Consider the following 16,308-nt stretch of genomic DNA (forward strand, 5'->3'; position numbering starts at 1 on the left):
CCGTCCGGAACGGACTCGTGAGGCCGTCCGGAACGGACTCGTGAGGCCGTCCGGATCGGACTCGTGAGCAACGGCAAACAAGCTTATCGTTTCGGCGCGCCTGATGTCCGAGTGCGCACTAGGGTTTGTTCATGACCGATTCGCCGAATGCACCTTCCAAGGATATTTCGTCGTCACCGTCGTCGGGGAGCTCACCAGGTGGTACCCCGATGATCTCCATCAAGGGGGTCGAGAAACACTTCGGTCCCCTGCACGTTCTCAAGAACATCAATCTCGAGGTGCCCCGCGGGCAGGTCGTGGTGGTCCTGGGCCCGTCCGGATCGGGCAAGTCCACCCTGTGTCGAACGATCAACCGCCTCGAACCCATCGACAGCGGCGAGATCCGTATCGAGGGCACTCTGCTGCCGTCCGAAGGCAAGGACCTCGCCGCCCTGCGTGCCGACGTCGGCATGGTGTTCCAGTCCTTCAACCTGTTCGCGCACAAGACGATCCTCGACAACGTCACCCTCGCACCGATCAAGGTCCGTAAGAAGAGCAAGGCCGACGCGACCAAGCGGGCCCTCGAACTCCTCGACCGTGTCGGCATCGCCAGCCAGAAGGACAAGTACCCCGCACAACTGTCCGGTGGTCAGCAGCAGCGTGTGGCCATCGCCCGCTCGCTCGCGATGGAACCGAAGATCATGCTGTTCGACGAGCCGACGTCGGCCCTCGACCCCGAGATGGTCAACGAGGTCCTCGACGTCATGGTGTCGCTGGCCAAGGAGGGCATGACGATGCTCGTGGTGACCCACGAGATGGGCTTCGCCCGCAAGGCCGCCGACCGGATCATCTTCATGGCCGACGGCGCTGTTATCGAGGACACCGATCCGGAGAGCTTCTTCACCGCACCCAAGTCCGAACGCGCCAAGGACTTCCTGAGCAAAATTCTGGGGCACTGATGCGACGGCAGACGGTTACCCTCACCATCCTGATCGCGGTCCTGGGCACTGTCGGCGCGCTCCTGGCCGGATGCGGCAGCACCGAACCGCGCAGCCTCGTCGACTCCATCCGGAAGGGGTCGGTTGTGCTGGGTACCAAATTCGACCAACCCGGGCTGGGCATCTACAACCCCGACAACGGCGGCGTCGACGGATTCGACGCCGACGTCTCGCGGTACGTCGTCAACCACATCGCCGACAAGCTCGGGGTCAAGCATCCCAAGGTCAAATGGCGCGAGACTCCGTCGGCACGCCGGGAGGCGATGATCGAGAACGGTGAGGTCGACACCATCGCCGCCACCTACTCGATCAACGCGGCCCGATCCAAGAAGGTGTCGTTCGCGGGCCCGTACCTGGTGACCTATCAGGGTCTGCTGGTGCGCCGCGACGACGACTCGATCACCCAGCTCACCGACCTGCAGAAGGACAAGAAGCTCTGCTCGGTGACGGGTTCGACGTCGGCACAGAACGTCAAGGCCCAGCTCCCGTCGGTCCAGCTGCAGGAGTTCGATTCGTACTCGGCCTGCGTCGAGGGTCTGCGCCGGGGCAAGGTCGACGCACTGACCACCGACGAGTCGATTCTGGCCGGGTACTCCAACTTCTGGTCAGGCGAGTTCAAGCTGGTCGAGATGACCTACCCGAAGGACGCCTGCGTCAAGGAGGCACTCAAGTCCGCCGGTGCGCCGTTCTCCACCGAGCGGTACGGCATCGGCGTCGGCAAGGACGACGGCGAGGCGGTTGCGCTGCTCAACGAGGCGCTCACCGCGATGCTCAAGCCGGGTGCCGACGGCATCTCCGAGTGGATGACGGCGATCCGCAAGAACCTCGGTGACGAGTTCGTCGATCAGGTGGCCGCACGCGCGGCCACGCCCGATTCGAAATACAAGTTCGAGCCGACGGTCGGCGACCTGTCGTTTCTCGACTCCGCATCCACCCCCTGCCCTCCGGGCCTGAAGTGAGTGAGGTGAACGACAATGAGTGAACTCTGGGACAGTATGGGGCCCGAGCTGTGGCCCGCATTCTGGATGACCATCAAACTGACGTTCTTCTCCGCTATCGGCGCGCTGATCTGGGGAACGATGCTGGCAGGCATGAAGGTCTCACCGATACCGGTGATGCGCGGATTCGCCACCATCTACGTGAACGTGGTCCGCAACACCCCGCTGACGCTGATCATCCTGTTCTGTGCGATGGGCCTGAGCTACAACCTCGGCGTGCAGTTCGCCTCCACCAACTCGACCAACATGTTCTGGCTGTCGGTGGTCGGGTTCATCGTGTACACGGCGACGTTCGTCTGTGAAACGCTCCGGTCGGGCTTCAACACGGTGCCGATCGGTCAGGCCGAGGCGGCCAGGTCGCTGGGCCTGCCATTCATCCAGGTGTTCGGCTCGATCGTGCTGCCACAGGCGATCCGGGCGGTCATCGGCCCGCTCGGCAGCGTGCTGATCGCACTGACCAAGAACACCACTATCGCCTCGGCGATCGGCGTCGCCGAGGCGTCGGCGCTGATGAAGAGCGAGATCGAGACGTTCTCCGATCAACTGTTCGTCATCTTCGGCATCATCGCCGTCGGATTCATGATCATCACCCTGTCCGAGGGTGCGGTGTTCGGATATCTCGCCAAACGATTCGGGGTGAAGCGATGAGCGACAATAAACCCGCCGGCGCCACAGTCCTGTACGACGCACCCGGCCCCAAGGCACAGGCCCGAAACAGGATCATCACGGTCGCATTCCTCGCGGTGATCGCCACCATCGCCATCTGGGTGATCGTGACTCTGGCCGGCAACGATCAGTTCGCCGGTGAGAAGTGGGAACCGTTCACCTACTGGAGCACCTGGAAGGGCTACATCCTGCCCGGCCTGTGGCGCACCGTCGCGGCGGCGATCGTCTCGATCATCCTCGCGTTGATCCTGGGCTCGGTACTGGGCATCGGCCGACTCTCCGATCACACCTGGGTGCGCGCCGTCTCCGGCACTCTCATCGAGGTGTTCCGCGCCATTCCGGTGCTGATCCTGATGGTGTTCTGCTGGTTCCTGCTGGCCAAGTACGGTGTCGTACCGTCCTCGCAGCTCGCGTTCACGGCGGTGGTGATCGGCCTGACGCTGTACAACGGCTCGGTGATCGCCGAGATCATCCGTTCCGGCATCAACTCGCTGCCGAACGGACAGACCGAGGCGTCCAAGGCGCTGGGCCTGCGTAAAGGCCAGATGATGCGCATCATCCTACTGCCGCAGGCGGTCACGGCGATGCTGCCGGCACTGGTGTCGCAGATGGTCATCGCGCTCAAGGACAGCGCGCTGGGCTACATCATCGGCTATTCCGAGGTGATTCGTAGCGGCCTGCTCTCCTCTGCCCGGTACGGCAACTACATTCCGGCGCTGATCGTCATCGCGATCATCATGATCCTGATCAACTTCGGTCTGTCGTCGCTGGCGACGTATCTGGAGAAGCGTCTGCGCACCGGCCGCCGCAAGGTGGCCGCCGTCGATCCTGACGAGGTCGATATCGCCGCATCGGAGAACCTGCCCACCTTCGGAACCAAGTAGCGCCCGCACAGACGAACGAGGCCGGGACTACAGGACGAACTGCTTGCGCCCTGTAGTCCCGGCCTTGACATTCGGGTGGGGCCCGTCACGATCGGGTGCCCAGCACCTCTGTCACCACGTCGATCACCGTCGACTGGTCGTAGCCGCGCCGCGACAGCACGCCGGCAAGCCTGCGGAACGCCTTGTCACGTTCGGCGCGGTCGGTGAGATCCACGCGCATCGCGGCCAGCTTCTTCGTGGCCATCGACACGGCGTTGACCCGCTCTGTATCCGGGCTGATGTCGCCGAGCGCCTCGTCGATGACCTCGGCGTCAATCCCTTTGGAACGCAGCTCCTGTTTGAGTGCGATCCGCCCCCTGCCGCTGTACGCGTGTCGCGACCGTACCCATTCGGCGGCGAAATCAGCATCGTCGAGCAATCCTGCACGGTCGAGACGGGCCATCACGTCCTCGACGACATCGTCGGCAAAACCTCTGCGCAACAGCCGCTCCCGCATTTCGTGGCGACTGCGCGCCCGGACTCCGAGAAGCCGGAGCGCCACGTCCCACGGGGAGGCGGTGCGCCCGGTCTCAGCGTCTGCGGTCATTGTCAGAATTCAACCGGCGCGGGAGCCACGTCATCGTCGTCGAGAACCGCGCCGATGCCGAGCTTCTCCTTGATCTTCTTCTCGATCTCGTCGGCCGTCTCCGGGTTCTCCTTGAGATAGTTGCGGGCGTTCTCCTTGCCCTGACCGAGCTGATCGCCCTCGTAGGTGTACCAGGATCCCGACTTACGGATGAAGCCCTCGGCCACGCCGAGGTCGATCAGCGAACCCTCCTTGCTGATGCCATGTCCGTAGAGGATGTCGAACTCGGCCTGCTTGAACGGCGGCGCCACCTTGTTCTTGACCACCTTGACGCGGGTGCGGTTACCGACCGCGTCGGTGCCGTCCTTGAGTGTCTCGATGCGCCGCACATCCAGGCGCACCGACGAGTAGAACTTCAATGCCTTACCGCCCGTGGTGGTTTCGGGGGAGCCGAACATCACACCGATCTTCTCGCGGAGCTGGTTGATGAAGATGGCGGTGGTGTTGGACTGGTTGAGCGCCGAGGTCATCTTGCGCAGCGCCTGGCTCATCAAACGAGCCTGCAGACCGACGTGGCTGTCGCCCATCTCACCCTCGATCTCAGCCTTGGGCACCAGCGCCGCGACCGAGTCGATGACCAGGATGTCGAGTGCGCCCGACCGGATCAGCATGTCAGCGATTTCCAGGGCCTGCTCGCCGGTGTCCGGCTGGGACACCAGCAGCGCGTCGGTATCGACGCCTAGCTTGGCCGCGTAGTCGGGATCGAGCGCATGCTCGGCATCGATGAAGGCGGCGATACCGCCCTGCGCCTGAGCATTGGCCACCGCATGCAGCGCCACCGTCGTCTTACCCGAGGACTCCGGACCGTAGATCTCCACGACACGACCACGGGGCAGCCCACCAATACCCAGCGCGATATCGAGGGCGATCGAGCCGGTCGGGATGACTTCGAGAGGTTGACGGGCCTCCTGCCCGAGCCGCATGACCGAGCCCTTGCCGAAGTTCTTGTCGATCTGTGCGAGCGCGAGGTCGAGTGCCTTCTCACGATCGTGAGTCGGTGCCATTGTGTCTCCTCTGGTCGGTACCGGGTTGGCCTTGGTGCTGCCGCGTTTACGTGTCTGCTGTGTTGACCGGGGTTTGCCCGAAGCTGTGGTTGCCATCGCCCCGCACACTATCCGGAGGGTCTGACAATCAGCCTCCGGCGTGCCGGGACTGCCTTGCTCTAGCCGAACATCGCTCTGCCGAACATCCGGCGTTTATCGAACATCAGTATGAACGAACGAATGTTCTATTGGCAATACTGGCACGGCCCCCGATACCCGGCAAACAGAGTTTCCACAGGCCGAGGTTCTCCACAGGCCAAGGTTCTCCACAGGCCAAGGTTCTCCACAGGCGAAGGTCTTCACTGGTCGGGGCCTTCACAGGCATCGAGTGCGGGCTACCAGCGTTCGCGGGGCACGTCGAAGTCGCGGCAGATCGCGACCCATACCGTGCGGGGGTCGCGGCCGTCCTCGATGGCCTGCGCACCGGTCCGGCCGCCGAACTCAATGAGAACGTGGTCGGTGAGAATCGAATCGGCCGTCTGCACACCGAACTGAGCGTTCATCAACTCGGTGAACTCCGTCAGTCGCACGGCGTCGAGCCTATCGGTGTACGGTCCGCCGGTGCGGCACCCGATCTCCCCAGAACCCGATTGACTACCGTCACCGGATCGACGGTCCCCCTGGCTGATGCCGCGACCGACGCGGCCCGGTCCGCATATCCCGGGTCGTCGAGGACGGTACGCACGGCACCGGTCACCGTGTCCGCGGTGACGGGCCGGACGAGTTCTCCCACACCGATCCGGCTCACCCGGTTGGCCAGTTCCCACTGATCACCGCCACCGGGGATGGTGACCACCGGAACGCCGTGAGTCAGACTCTTGGCCAGAATTCCGTGACCGCCACCGCAGATCAATACGTCGACCGCACCCGAGGCCAGCAGCTGATCCTGACGGGCCAGGCCCGCCACCACGGCACCGGCCGGAAGCCCGGCTCCGACACAGATCGCCGCCACGGTCGAATCGTCGATGCCGAGCCCGGACACCACCACGCGGACATCACGGCGCAATCCGGCGAGTCCGCCGAGCACGTGGTCGATCATGTCGCCGGCGCCGGTGGCGGCGGTGGACGGTGCCACCATGATCAGCGGCCCGTCACCCCCCGGGACCGTGAATATCTCGTCCGTAGGTTCCCACAGCAGCGGACCGACGATGTGGGTCCGCTCGGGCCAGTCCGGGCGGCGTACCTCCAGCGCGGGCAGCGTGGCCACCAGTCGGGCGGCGGGTGCCGGAGTTCCGGGCAATCCGATCGATGTCCGGGCACTCGACCGCTGACGCTCGCCGAGCCGAATCGACCGCGCTGTGGCGACCCGCATCAGCGAATCCCGTAGCCTGCCTTGCAGTCCGGTCCCCACTGCGAGGCCCGAACCCACCGGAGGCAGGCCACGCGATGCGTCGTACAGCGGGTGCGGCGAGCATTCCACCCACGGGATTCCGGCGAGTTCGGCTCCCCAACCACCGCCGACGGTGATGGCATCGGAGACGACCAGATCAATATGCTCCGCCACCAGGGACGGCTCCAGCGCACACGCGATGCGTGCGGCACGTCCACTGAGCTTGTCTCCCGCATCACCGTCGTCGTCATCTGCGAGCGCGGTCAGCCCGGGTAACTCCAGTGTCCGTATACCGCGCCGCGAGGCCTCGTCCAGCCAGCGTCTGCCGGTATAGACGACAACCCCATACCCGGCGGCGTCGAACAACCCTGCCAGGGCGAACGCCGGAAACGCATGACCGGCGTCCGGCCCCGCGACGATACCGATACGGTGCGTGCGGCCCCGCGGCGACGCCCCGGTCACCTAGTGGGTCTGCGGCGGAAGCGTCTGTCCGGGCAAAGTACCGGGCTTGGCCAGGTCCGGCGCCGCAGCCGGTGCACCCGCCGACGGCAGTGCCTCACCCCGCATGCTGGCGCGGATCTGCTCCAGCCGGGAGTGCCCGGCCATCTGGACACCGGCCTGCTCGACCTCGGCCATCCGCCCCTGGACGGAGTTCTTCGCCAGCTCGGCCGATCCCAGAGCGTTGGCGTAGCGGCGTTCGATCTTGTCGCGCACCTGATCCAGGTTGGGCGTGTTACCCGGAACGGCCAACTCACTCATCTGATTGAGCGATGCCGACACCTGCTCCTGCATCTTGGCCTGCTCGAGCTGACTCAGCAGCTTGGACCGCTCAGCCAGCTTCTGCTGCAGCATCATCGCGTTACGCTCGACGGCCTGCTTGGCCTGCGCCGCCGCCTGCAGCGACTGATCGTGCAGCACCTTGAGGTCTTCGACACTCTGCTCGGCGGTGACCAGCTGCGCGGCAAACGCCTCGGCGGCGTTGGTGTACTCCTGCGACTTCTGCGCGTCACCGGCCGCGGCGGCCTGATCGGCCAGGGTCAGTGCCTGACGCGTGTTGGCCTGCAGCTTCTCGATCTCTTCGAGTTGCCGGTTGAGCTTCATCTCCAGCTGGCGCTGGTTGCCGATCACATTGGCGGCCTGCTGGGACAGCGCCTGATGCTGACGCTGCGCATCCTCGATCGCCTGCTGGATCTGCACCTTCGGATCGGCGTACTCGTCGATCTTCGAATTGCCCAGGGCCATCAGATAGCGCCAGAACTTCACGAACGGGTTCGCCATGCTTGCGTCAACTCCATTCACCGGTTGAAAAGTGGATCGGGGACCAATCTAGCCCTGACATCCGACTGTAGCCGCCCCCACCGGGTACAGGCACCGCTGTCGTTCGGATGTGTCACCGGACACGGCCGGTTCGGGATCGCCGGTCAGGCCGCGGCGAGCTCGGCACCGGGCCGCCCGGCAGGAGCCGGAATGACCACCTTTGTGGCCGACAACGCGGCATCGTGCTGCGCTGGGCGCAATGTCTGGCCCGCGTCGAGCACGATGTCGGCGAGTTCGACGTCGAGAGCATCACAGATCGCCGCGAGCAATTCGCTCGATGCCTCCTTCTGGCCCCGCTCGACCTCGGAGAGATAGCCCAGACTCACCCGCGCGTCGGTGGAGACTTCACGCAGCGTCCGGCCCTGGTCCGTACGTACCCGGCGCAGACTTTCCCCCAGCGCCTCTCGCAGCAGTACCGCCATTGACACTCCCTCCTTCGGGTCGTCACCGTCCTAGTGCGCCGACCGACCTTGACAACGATCGCATCGCCCGATCGGTTCCCGCACCGCTCATTCGGGGCGGATCCGGCATCGGGCGCTCTGCTCCGTTCCGCCGACAGTAGTCCACTATCGGCGCCGTCGCGCTGCACGACCGGCGAAAGTCCGGTCGTGACTCATCTCACGTGGCGCTCGTCTCACGCTACCAAGACGTGACCGACACACCCCCGCCGACGCCCCCGTCGTGCCGGGTTGAGCGATCCTGAAGCAGGCTGTCAGCGGCCGGCGCGGCCCTTCGCCCGCAACGCGATCGCCTGCCAGAGGTAGTCGCAGGCGGTCACGACGGTCACGACGACCGCCGCCGCCATCAGGACCACGGCGATCAGGTGCCAGCCACCGTCCAGTGGAAGGAGGTAGAAACCGATCGCCAACGATTGGAGCAGCGTTTTCAGCTTGCCTCCACGGCTGGCCGGAATCACACCGTGCTTGAGTACCCAGAACCGCAGCGCGGTCACGCCCAGTTCACGGACCACGATGACACCGGTCACCCACCAGGACAGCTCACCGAGCACCGACAAGCTGATGAGCGCGGCGCCGATCAGGGCCTTGTCGGCAATCGGGTCGGCCAGTTTGCCGAACTCGGTGACCAGGCCCCGCTCGCGGGCCAGCCGACCGTCGTAGCGGTCGGTGAGCGCTGCGACGGCGAAGATCACGGTGGCCGCGATACGCCACGCCGTGCTGTCCCCGTCGTCGACGAACAGCGTGACGACGAACACCGGCACCAGCACGATCCGGAACATCGTGAGCACGTTGGCGATGTTGAGCAGCGGGACCTCGTCCGGGCGCACTTCGTTCGGGGGCACCTCGTGGGGGACGGACGGGGTGAGGTCACCGGTCACCGGCTCATCCACGGCTTGGCACGGCTCCTCGTCGAGAGCACGGCGAGCCCGGCCGGTCATGACTCACCGACCGATGACGACTCGCCCATGGGGCGCCGAAAGCACACTCGCACACAGAACAGACTATCCGCGATACCGGCCGGGATTGATCACCAGGTCACACGCGATGGGATTCATGTCGATTGACCGGCTCATCGCCCGGCGCCGCAGTCATCCGACGTACATTGATTCGCATGTCCTCCGCCGACCCCGAGGCCGACACGACCGATCACCGCACCGTCGTGGTGCGCCGCGCCCGGACATCCGATGTGCCGCGGATCAAAGAACTCATCGACCAGTACGCCGGCCGGATTCTCCTGGAGAAGAACCTGGTGACGTTGTACGAGTCGGTGCAGGAGTTCTGGGTCGGCGACATGGGCGGCGACGTGGTCGGCTGCGGAGCCCTGCACGTGCTGTGGTCCGATCTCGGCGAGGTCAGAACCGTGGCGGTCGACCGCACCCGCAGCGGGTATGGCATCGGGCACCGGATCGTCGCTCGGCTCATGGACGTCGCGCGCGAGCTGGAACTGAGCCGGGTGTTCGTGCTCACGTTCGAGACGGAGTTCTTCGGCCGCCACGGATTCGTCGAGATCGAGGGCACGCCCGTCACCCGCGAGGTGTTCGAGGAGATGTGCCGCTCGTACGACACCGGTGTCGCCGAGTTCCTCGACCTGAGCTACGTCAAACCGAACACACTCGGCAACACCCGGATGCTGGCTCACCTGCATGACAACGGCTGAGGCCGGGTATCGCCCCGGCCTCGGTCGGTCACGCAGGCACGAGCCGGGCTGTCAGGCCGGATCCGGTGCGGAGGCATCTCCGCCCGTGATCGATGCGATCACCCCGGCCAGGTCCTCCGGTTTCACCAGAACCTCGCGGGCCTTGGATCCCTCGCTCGGACCCACGACCCCACGCGTCTCCATCAGATCCATCAACCGGCCCGCCTTGGCGAAACCGACGCGCAGCTTGCGCTGGAGCATCGACGTCGATCCGAACTGACTGGAAACCACCAGCTCGATCGCCTGCAGCAGGTCGTCGAGGTCGTTACCGATATCGGAGTCGATCTCCTTCTTGTCCCCGGCCTTCGAGGTGGTGACACCGTCGACGAACTCGGGCTGTGCCTGCTCCCGGCTGTACTCGACGACCGCGGAGATCTCCTCGTCGGCGACGAACGCCCCCTGCATCCGGATGGGCCGACCCGCACCCATGGGCAGGAAAAGTCCGTCACCCATACCGATGAGTTTCTCGGCGCCCGGCTGATCGAGGATGACGCGCGAGTCGGTCAGTGAGGACGTCGCGAACGCCAGACGGGACGGGACGTTCGTCTTGATCAAGCCGGTCACCACGTCGACCGATGGCCGCTGGGTGGCCAGGACCAGGTGGATGCCCGCCGCACGCGCCTTCTGCGTTATCCGCACGATCGCGTCCTCGACGTCGCGGGGAGCGGTCATCATCAGGTCGGCGAGCTCGTCGACGATCGCGAGGATGTACGGATACGGCTTGTAGTCGCGTTCGGACCCCAGTGGCGCGGTGATCTCCCCCGACCGCACCTTCCGGTTGAAGTCGTCGATGTGACGCACCCGGGAGGCCTTCATGTCCTGATAGCGCTGTTCCATCTCCTCGACCAGCCAGGCCAGCGCGGCGGCGGCCTTCTTGGGTTCGGTGATGATCGGGGTGATCAGGTGCGGAATCCCCTCGTACGGGGTGAGCTCGACCATCTTGGGGTCGATGAGGATCATCCGCACGTCCTCGGGGGTGGCGCGGGTGAGCAGCGAGACGAGCATCGAGTTGACGAAACTCGACTTGCCCGAACCGGTGGAGCCGGCCACCAGCAGGTGCGGCATCTTGGCGAGATTGGCCGAGACGAAGTCGCCCTCGATATCCTTACCCAGACCGATGACGAGCGGGTGCTTGTCCTTGAGCGTCGACGGCGCCTCCAGCACGTCGGCCAGACGCACCATCTCGCGATCGGAGTTGGGGACCTCGATCCCGACGGCCGATTTGCCGGGGATGGGTGCCAGCAGCCGCACGTTGTCGGTGGCGACCGCATAGGCGATGTTGCGCTGCAGCGCGGTGATCTTCTCGACCTTCACACCCGGGCCGAGTTCGACCTCGTAGCGGGTGACCGTCGGGCCGCGGGTGTACCCGGTGACCATCGCGTCTATCTTGAACTGCTCGAGGACGCCGGTGATGCGGTCGATCATGTCGTCATTGGCACGGCTGCCCGCCACCGGCGGCTCGCCCTCGATGAGCAACGAGGTCGGGGGGACATGATAGGGCGAGTTCTCCGCGGAGTGCCCACGGGACGCTGACGCGGGCCGTCCCGTCCGGCTGGTACCGGATGCGGTGGCGGCACTCATGCGGCGGCCTCTCTGGGTGGTCGGCCTCGTTCCCGATACGGGCGCGTCCTGCCGCGGCGGCAGGTCCGCGTCGTCGCCGGTGGTGGTCGCGGCGGCCGGGCGGGCGCCGCTGCCACGGTCGATGGGTTCGGTGAGATCGGCGGGACCTACGCCGCCCGGTCCGAGTGGATCGGTAGCGGCATCGGCAAAGTCTGCGGCGCCGTAATCACCAGGATCGTAGTCACCGGGACCGAAATCGGCGGCACCCGATCGACGCCCGGTCCTGGGGTCGTCGTATCCGCCCGCGCCGGCCGGGCGTCTGTCGCCGATGAACTCGGTGCGTGCGGAGTCACGCATCTCCCCCGCGGTGGCACCGCGCCGGGAAGCCCCGGTGTCCCGGCCGGACGCCGGAGTCTCGTAGGCCCCGTACTGCGTCTTCCGGGATGTCCGGCGGCGCGCGGGACCGTTGTCGGGGGGATAGTTCTCGTACGGATCCGGAGAGTATCCGGGCTCGGCTCGTTCGGGTCGATAGCCCGCACCGCCGTCTACGGCACGCCGATCCGCCGGGCCGTCGTCCGCTCTGCGCCGATAGCGTTCGGAGTCGTGTCGCCGCTCGGATTCCCACGGCGCTTCGTCGTGCTCACCGGTGTCCCTCGACCCGCGCAGCCGCAGGCCGAGGTAGTCACTGATCCCGATTACCAGGTCGCTCATCGTGCGATCGCTCAGCAACAGCGCACCGAAGGCCATGATCAGCAGCAGGATCGGCACCGAGACCCACGCGGTGACCCAGTGGGTCAGCGGGGTGCCGACCAACCACCCGGCATAGCCGGCGGCGTTCGATCGGCCGGTGAAGTCCGATGGTGCGCCCGCGATCAGGTGTATCAGGCCCAGCGCCGGAGGGCCGAGCAGCACTGCCCCGACGAGCTGGCCGGGTGACTGCTTGGCGAGCGTCGCCGGGCTGCGCATGAGGATCACCGCGACCGCCACCAGGACCACCGGCACGCCGATCGCGACGAGACCGACCGCAGCCCGCACCCCTGCGTTGATGAATGCCCCCACCGGACCCGCTGCGCCGAACCACACACCCACGGCCATCAGGAGTCCGAAGATCAGGAGAAGCAGAGCTATGCCGTCACGCTGATGCGATGGACCACCGGTCTCGCCGTCGGCGCCGTCGTCCGGGCCGCCGGGTACGACTCCGGTGTGTCGGTTGTCTGGGTCACGACTGTCGGGACCACGATCACTGGGACTGGGATCACGGGGACCGGGATCACGGGGAGCACGGCCGTCGGGGCCACGATCGCCTGGATCCTGATCATTGGCACCACGTCGGCCGCGACCGCGGTAGCCGGGGTCGCCGTCGTCTCCGGCCGGTGTGTCGCGTCCTGTTCCGACGCGCGCCAGGCCTCCGATGCCACGGGCGAGCAGGGCCCAGCCACCGCCGACCCCCCGCCCCACACCTCGTCCGACGGTCGAGGCGACGGACGGCCGGTGCACGTCGGTTGTCCGCTCGGTGATGGGCTTTTCCGGTTCGCCGCGCGAACGCGTGCTGCGGACCGATCGACGTCCCGTGCCCGAGGCACGTGTGGACGATCGGGCAGCAGGTTTCTTCGCCGTACCCTTCCGTCGCGCCGGGGTACTGTCGGTGTCGTCGGCGCGTCCCCGCGTCGACGAGGCGCTCTTTCCCCGGGACGTCCGAGCAGCAGACGACCGTCCGCCGGTCGATCGGCCGGCGGCCGTATCCGTGGCCGGGGTGCGCGCCGAAGACGCGCGTGAACCCGTGCTCGCTCTCGAAGCCATGCGGACAGAGTAGTCCGCCCCGACCCCGTCAGTCACTTACGCAACAACTGTCCCGGTGTGGCGCGTGTCGCAGCACTGCGGTCACGGTCATTTCCCGGCACGCAGCGTCCGCCGAAGGATCTTGCCGGTCACCGTCTTGGGCAGTTCCTCTACGATCACCACCTGCCGCGGATACTTGTAGGCGGCCATCTGCTGTTTGCAGAACCCGACCAGTTCTTTCTCGGTCACCGACGCCCCCTCGTTCAGCGAGACGTACGCCTTCACGGTTTCCCCGCGGTATTCGTCGGGCACTCCGATCACCGCGCACTCGCGCACGGCGGGGTGGGTATAGATCACGTCCTCCACCTCACGGGGCCATACTTTGTAGCCGGAGGCGTTGATCATGTCCTTCTTGCGGTCGACGATGTAGAACCAACCGTCGGCGTCCATGAACCCGACGTCGCCGGTCATGATCGCGCCGTCCGGCATGGACTCGGCAGTCTTGTCCGGTTTGTTCCAGTAGCCGGGTACCACCTGCGGACCCGATGTCACGAACTCCCCCACCTCGCCGACGGGAACGTCGTTGCCGTCCTCGGCGACCACACGCACAACCGTGTTGAACACGGGTACACCCACCGACAGCGCGCCCGAGTCCTCATCGACAGGGGCACGCACGCCGAACGGCACACCGTGCGAGGGCGAGGACGTCTCGGTCATGCCGTAGATGTTGTGGATGTAGGCACCGAAGACCTTTTCCATGCGGTCGCCGATGGCCGGTGAGATCGGTGCGCCACCGGAATAGAGGATCCGCAGACTCTCGAAGTCGGCGGGTGTGGCACCCGGTGCGGCCGACAGCGCGTTGTAGGCGGTGATCGCCGCCACCGTGAACACCGGCCGATACTCCCGGATCGTGTCCACGGCGACGTCGGGTGCGAAGCGGTGCATCAGGATCAGCGACGTGTGGGCGATCATCGCGAACATGATGTGGCCGACGAGCCCGGTGATGTGGAACAGCGGGCCGATACCGAGGATCGGCTCACCCGCGCCCAGTCCGGTCCAGTCCCGGTATACCTGTGCGTTGAATGCGAGATTGCGATGGGTGTTCATCGCGCCCTTGGGTTCTCCGGTGGTGCCCGAGGTGTAGGTAAGCACCGCGGTGTCGTCCGGACTCAGTGTGGGCACCGGCGGGGCGGATCCCTCGTACGCGGCGATGACCTCCGCCAGGTCGACGGTGCCGGGCACCGCGCTCCGGGATACCCCGGCGAAGAGCCGCTCATCGTCGCGGGTCTGGAAGTCCAGCGGCGAACATGTGATGACTGTCCGGATCGATGATCCGCCCTCGGCGATCACGGGCTTGGCCACGGATAGGTACAGATCGTCAAGGGTCAGCAGGGCCACCGCGCCGGAGTCGGCGAGCATGTACCGGAGTTCGCGCTGCTGGTTCATGGGGTTGATGGCGACGGCGATACCACCGGCCTTCCAGGCCGCGACCAGGCCGATCACGTAGCCCGGGTTGTTCTGGACGTACAGTGCCAGCCTGTCACCCGCGGCGAACCCCTCGGCGATGAGCGCCGCCGCCAGAACGTCGGCTGCCTTGTCGACGTCGCCGAAGGTCAGGACACCGTCGAAGTAGATCAGAAACGGGTCGTCGGCGCCGGTTCGGACTGACGCGTCGAACACGTCGAGCGCTGTCGCGCACTCGGCGGTGATGTCAACGGGAGAGCCCTCGGGATACAACCCCAGCCACGGCCGCGCCGCGTAGATCCCCGACGCCGGACTCGCCTGAGCCCCGGGTTGACCGGCGGGCCGGGCGGTGGGGTCGGGATAGGTCATGACAACTCTCCAATGCGATAGCGGTGCCAGTGCCGGCGAATGTCACTGAAGACCCGGAAGTTGAACAAGGCTGATCGAACGTTCGGGATGTTTCAGTCGAGACCAGCATCACACTCCGGCGGGGTTTCGTCAAGCATGCCCTTGACGACGAAAACAGCTGCCCCACCGGGAATTCCAGCGGACCAGGAGTTCAGTCAGACTGAAATCGCATCATCGCCATCGAATAGCGCACATAGTCCCGCGCCACCTCCTGGGCACCGGCGGAACCATCGGCGTGGAACCACTGCGGCAATGCCATGCACATCGTGGCCACTGCGCGCGCCGTCTCTCGGGGATCACCGGTGGCGAACGTCCCGTCGGCCACCGCCGCCATCGCGGCCGCGTCGACCCGAGACTGTATCGCGCGGCGCCGATCGGCGAGCCGCCCTCTGTCGGGCTCCTCCAGACTGCGCATCTCCGTAACGGTGATCAACGCCAGGTCGCGTCGGCTCGCATGAAACAACGCCAGCGCTTCCACCATCAGCGCGAACCGGGTGGCAGGCGTGTCGCCGGCTGAGTCCGCCGCAGCGACCCGCCATTCCAGATCGTCGATGGTGAGGTTTGTCAGCGTCGCCAGCAGGCCCTGCTTACTGCGGTGATAGTGGTAGATGCCGGCGACGCTGCTGTCGGCGGCGGTGGCCACCATCCTCATCGTCGCCCCGTGGTAGCCGAACTCGGTGAACACTTCAATCGCCGCCCGCAGCGCGGGATCGAGGTGCAGTTCGTCGAACCGCCGCCACGACATCACCTCCCCCACCGGACCCGGCGCGGGTTCGGCGCGTTCAGGTGGCGGATCGAGCAGATCCGCCGAACGCACGCCCAGGGTTGCCGCGATGACGTCGAGCCGGTCCGTCGTCAGCGCTACCTTGGCTGTTTCGATGGCACTCATGGTGCCCACGCTCACGCCGATGGCGTCGGCGAGGGCTCGCAATGTCAACCTGGCCCGTGCGCGCGCGGCACGTATAGCGGGGCCCGGATGTTCAGCCATACTGAACACCGTAGCGGAGGCACGCCCTAAACTGTGCGGGAAGGGAGACCGATGTCCGACTACGTTTCCCGGCCATGGCTCGCTCTCTACGGCGAACGGCCGGCATTCCAGCGCA

Annotated in this window: 16 protein-coding genes; 6 read left to right on the forward strand and 10 right to left on the reverse strand. The window is 65.9% G+C overall.

What is annotated here, in order from left to right:
- Nucleotides 1-209: 209 nt before the first annotated feature.
- The 4 genes from KDB67_RS07930 to KDB67_RS07945 are packed head-to-tail and all read left to right on the forward strand — an operon-like array spanning nt 210 to nt 3,525.
- Nucleotides 210-938 carry an amino acid ABC transporter ATP-binding protein gene (locus KDB67_RS07930; RefSeq protein WP_291014560.1) on the forward strand — a complete coding sequence of 243 codons (729 nt, stop codon included), beginning with the start codon at nt 210-212 and terminating at the stop codon, nt 936-938.
- Nucleotides 938-1,936, forward strand: a complete 999-nt coding sequence (locus KDB67_RS07935; RefSeq protein WP_291014525.1) for a glutamate ABC transporter substrate-binding protein — start codon at nt 938-940, stop codon at nt 1,934-1,936. Before KDB67_RS07930 ends, KDB67_RS07935 begins: the two co-directional genes overlap by 1 nt.
- 15 nt (nt 1,937-1,951) lie before the next feature.
- Entirely contained in the window at nt 1,952-2,623 is a 672-nt protein-coding gene (locus KDB67_RS07940; protein WP_291014527.1) for an amino acid ABC transporter permease, read from the forward strand.
- The gene (locus KDB67_RS07945) at nt 2,620-3,525 is read left to right on the forward strand and encodes an amino acid ABC transporter permease (protein ID WP_291014529.1); all 906 of its coding nucleotides are present in this window, start codon (nt 2,620-2,622) and stop codon (nt 3,523-3,525) included. Before KDB67_RS07940 ends, KDB67_RS07945 begins: the two co-directional genes overlap by 4 nt.
- Before the next feature lie 85 nt (nt 3,526-3,610).
- Here KDB67_RS07945 and KDB67_RS07950 read toward each other — a convergent pair whose 3' ends face one another.
- The 7 genes from KDB67_RS07950 to pgsA all read right to left on the reverse strand — a co-directional run bounded on the left by KDB67_RS07950 (nt 3,611) and on the right by pgsA (nt 9,236).
- Entirely contained in the window at nt 3,611-4,111 is a 501-nt protein-coding gene (locus tag KDB67_RS07950) for a regulatory protein RecX (protein WP_291014532.1), read from the reverse strand.
- A 2-nt stretch (nt 4,112-4,113) separates the two neighbouring features.
- Nucleotides 4,114-5,154, reverse strand: coding sequence for a recombinase RecA (gene recA / locus KDB67_RS07955; RefSeq protein WP_291014562.1), 1,041 nt, complete (start codon nt 5,152-5,154; stop codon nt 4,114-4,116).
- Between the two features lie 374 nt (nt 5,155-5,528).
- On the reverse strand, nt 5,529-5,723 hold the full coding sequence (locus KDB67_RS07960) for a DUF3046 domain-containing protein (RefSeq protein ID WP_291014534.1): 195 nt from the start codon (nt 5,721-5,723) through the stop codon (nt 5,529-5,531).
- On the reverse strand, nt 5,714-6,985 hold the full coding sequence (locus KDB67_RS07965; protein WP_291014537.1) for a nucleotide disphospho-sugar-binding domain-containing protein: 1,272 nt from the start codon (nt 6,983-6,985) through the stop codon (nt 5,714-5,716). The genes KDB67_RS07960 and KDB67_RS07965 overlap by 10 nt, the downstream gene beginning before the upstream one ends.
- Nucleotides 6,986-7,801, reverse strand: coding sequence for a phage shock protein PspA (gene pspA, locus KDB67_RS07970; protein ID WP_291014540.1), 816 nt, complete (start codon nt 7,799-7,801; stop codon nt 6,986-6,988).
- 143 nt (nt 7,802-7,944) lie between these two features.
- Nucleotides 7,945-8,262, reverse strand: coding sequence for a helix-turn-helix transcriptional regulator (locus tag KDB67_RS07975; protein WP_291014546.1), 318 nt, complete (start codon nt 8,260-8,262; stop codon nt 7,945-7,947).
- Nucleotides 8,263-8,552: 290 nt separating this feature from the next.
- On the reverse strand, nt 8,553-9,236 hold the full coding sequence (pgsA, locus tag KDB67_RS07980) for a CDP-diacylglycerol--glycerol-3-phosphate 3-phosphatidyltransferase (RefSeq protein ID WP_291014548.1): 684 nt from the start codon (nt 9,234-9,236) through the stop codon (nt 8,553-8,555).
- Nucleotides 9,237-9,409: 173 nt separating this feature from the next.
- Between pgsA and KDB67_RS07985 the strand changes: the two genes are divergently transcribed.
- On the forward strand, nt 9,410-9,955 hold the full coding sequence (locus tag KDB67_RS07985) for an amino-acid N-acetyltransferase (protein WP_291014550.1): 546 nt from the start codon (nt 9,410-9,412) through the stop codon (nt 9,953-9,955).
- A 51-nt stretch (nt 9,956-10,006) separates the two neighbouring features.
- On the opposite strand, the gene KDB67_RS07990 is transcribed toward KDB67_RS07985, so the two are convergent.
- The gene (locus tag KDB67_RS07990; RefSeq protein ID WP_291014552.1) at nt 10,007-13,012 is read right to left on the reverse strand and encodes a DNA translocase FtsK; all 3,006 of its coding nucleotides are present in this window, start codon (nt 13,010-13,012) and stop codon (nt 10,007-10,009) included.
- A 112-nt stretch (nt 13,013-13,124) separates the two neighbouring features.
- On the opposite strand from KDB67_RS07990, the gene KDB67_RS07995 reads away from it, so the two are divergent.
- Complete coding sequence (locus KDB67_RS07995; protein WP_291014554.1) at nt 13,125-13,367, forward strand: hypothetical protein; 243 nt, start codon at nt 13,125-13,127, stop codon at nt 13,365-13,367.
- Nucleotides 13,368-13,441: 74 nt separating this feature from the next.
- On the opposite strand, the gene KDB67_RS08000 is transcribed toward KDB67_RS07995, so the two are convergent.
- Together KDB67_RS08000 and KDB67_RS08005 are read right to left on the reverse strand one after the other, a co-directional pair.
- The gene (locus KDB67_RS08000) at nt 13,442-15,166 is read right to left on the reverse strand and encodes an AMP-binding protein (protein WP_291014556.1); all 1,725 of its coding nucleotides are present in this window, start codon (nt 15,164-15,166) and stop codon (nt 13,442-13,444) included.
- A gap of 190 nt (nt 15,167-15,356) precedes the next feature.
- Nucleotides 15,357-16,193: a TetR family transcriptional regulator gene (locus tag KDB67_RS08005; protein WP_291014558.1), complete on the reverse strand. Its 837-nt coding sequence runs from the start codon at nt 16,191-16,193 to the stop codon at nt 15,357-15,359.
- Between the last annotated feature and the right edge of the window lie 115 nt (nt 16,194-16,308).

Source organism: Gordonia sp. (in: high G+C Gram-positive bacteria), from assembly GCF_020438995.1.
Taxonomy (GTDB): Bacteria; Actinomycetota; Actinomycetes; order Mycobacteriales; family Mycobacteriaceae; genus Gordonia.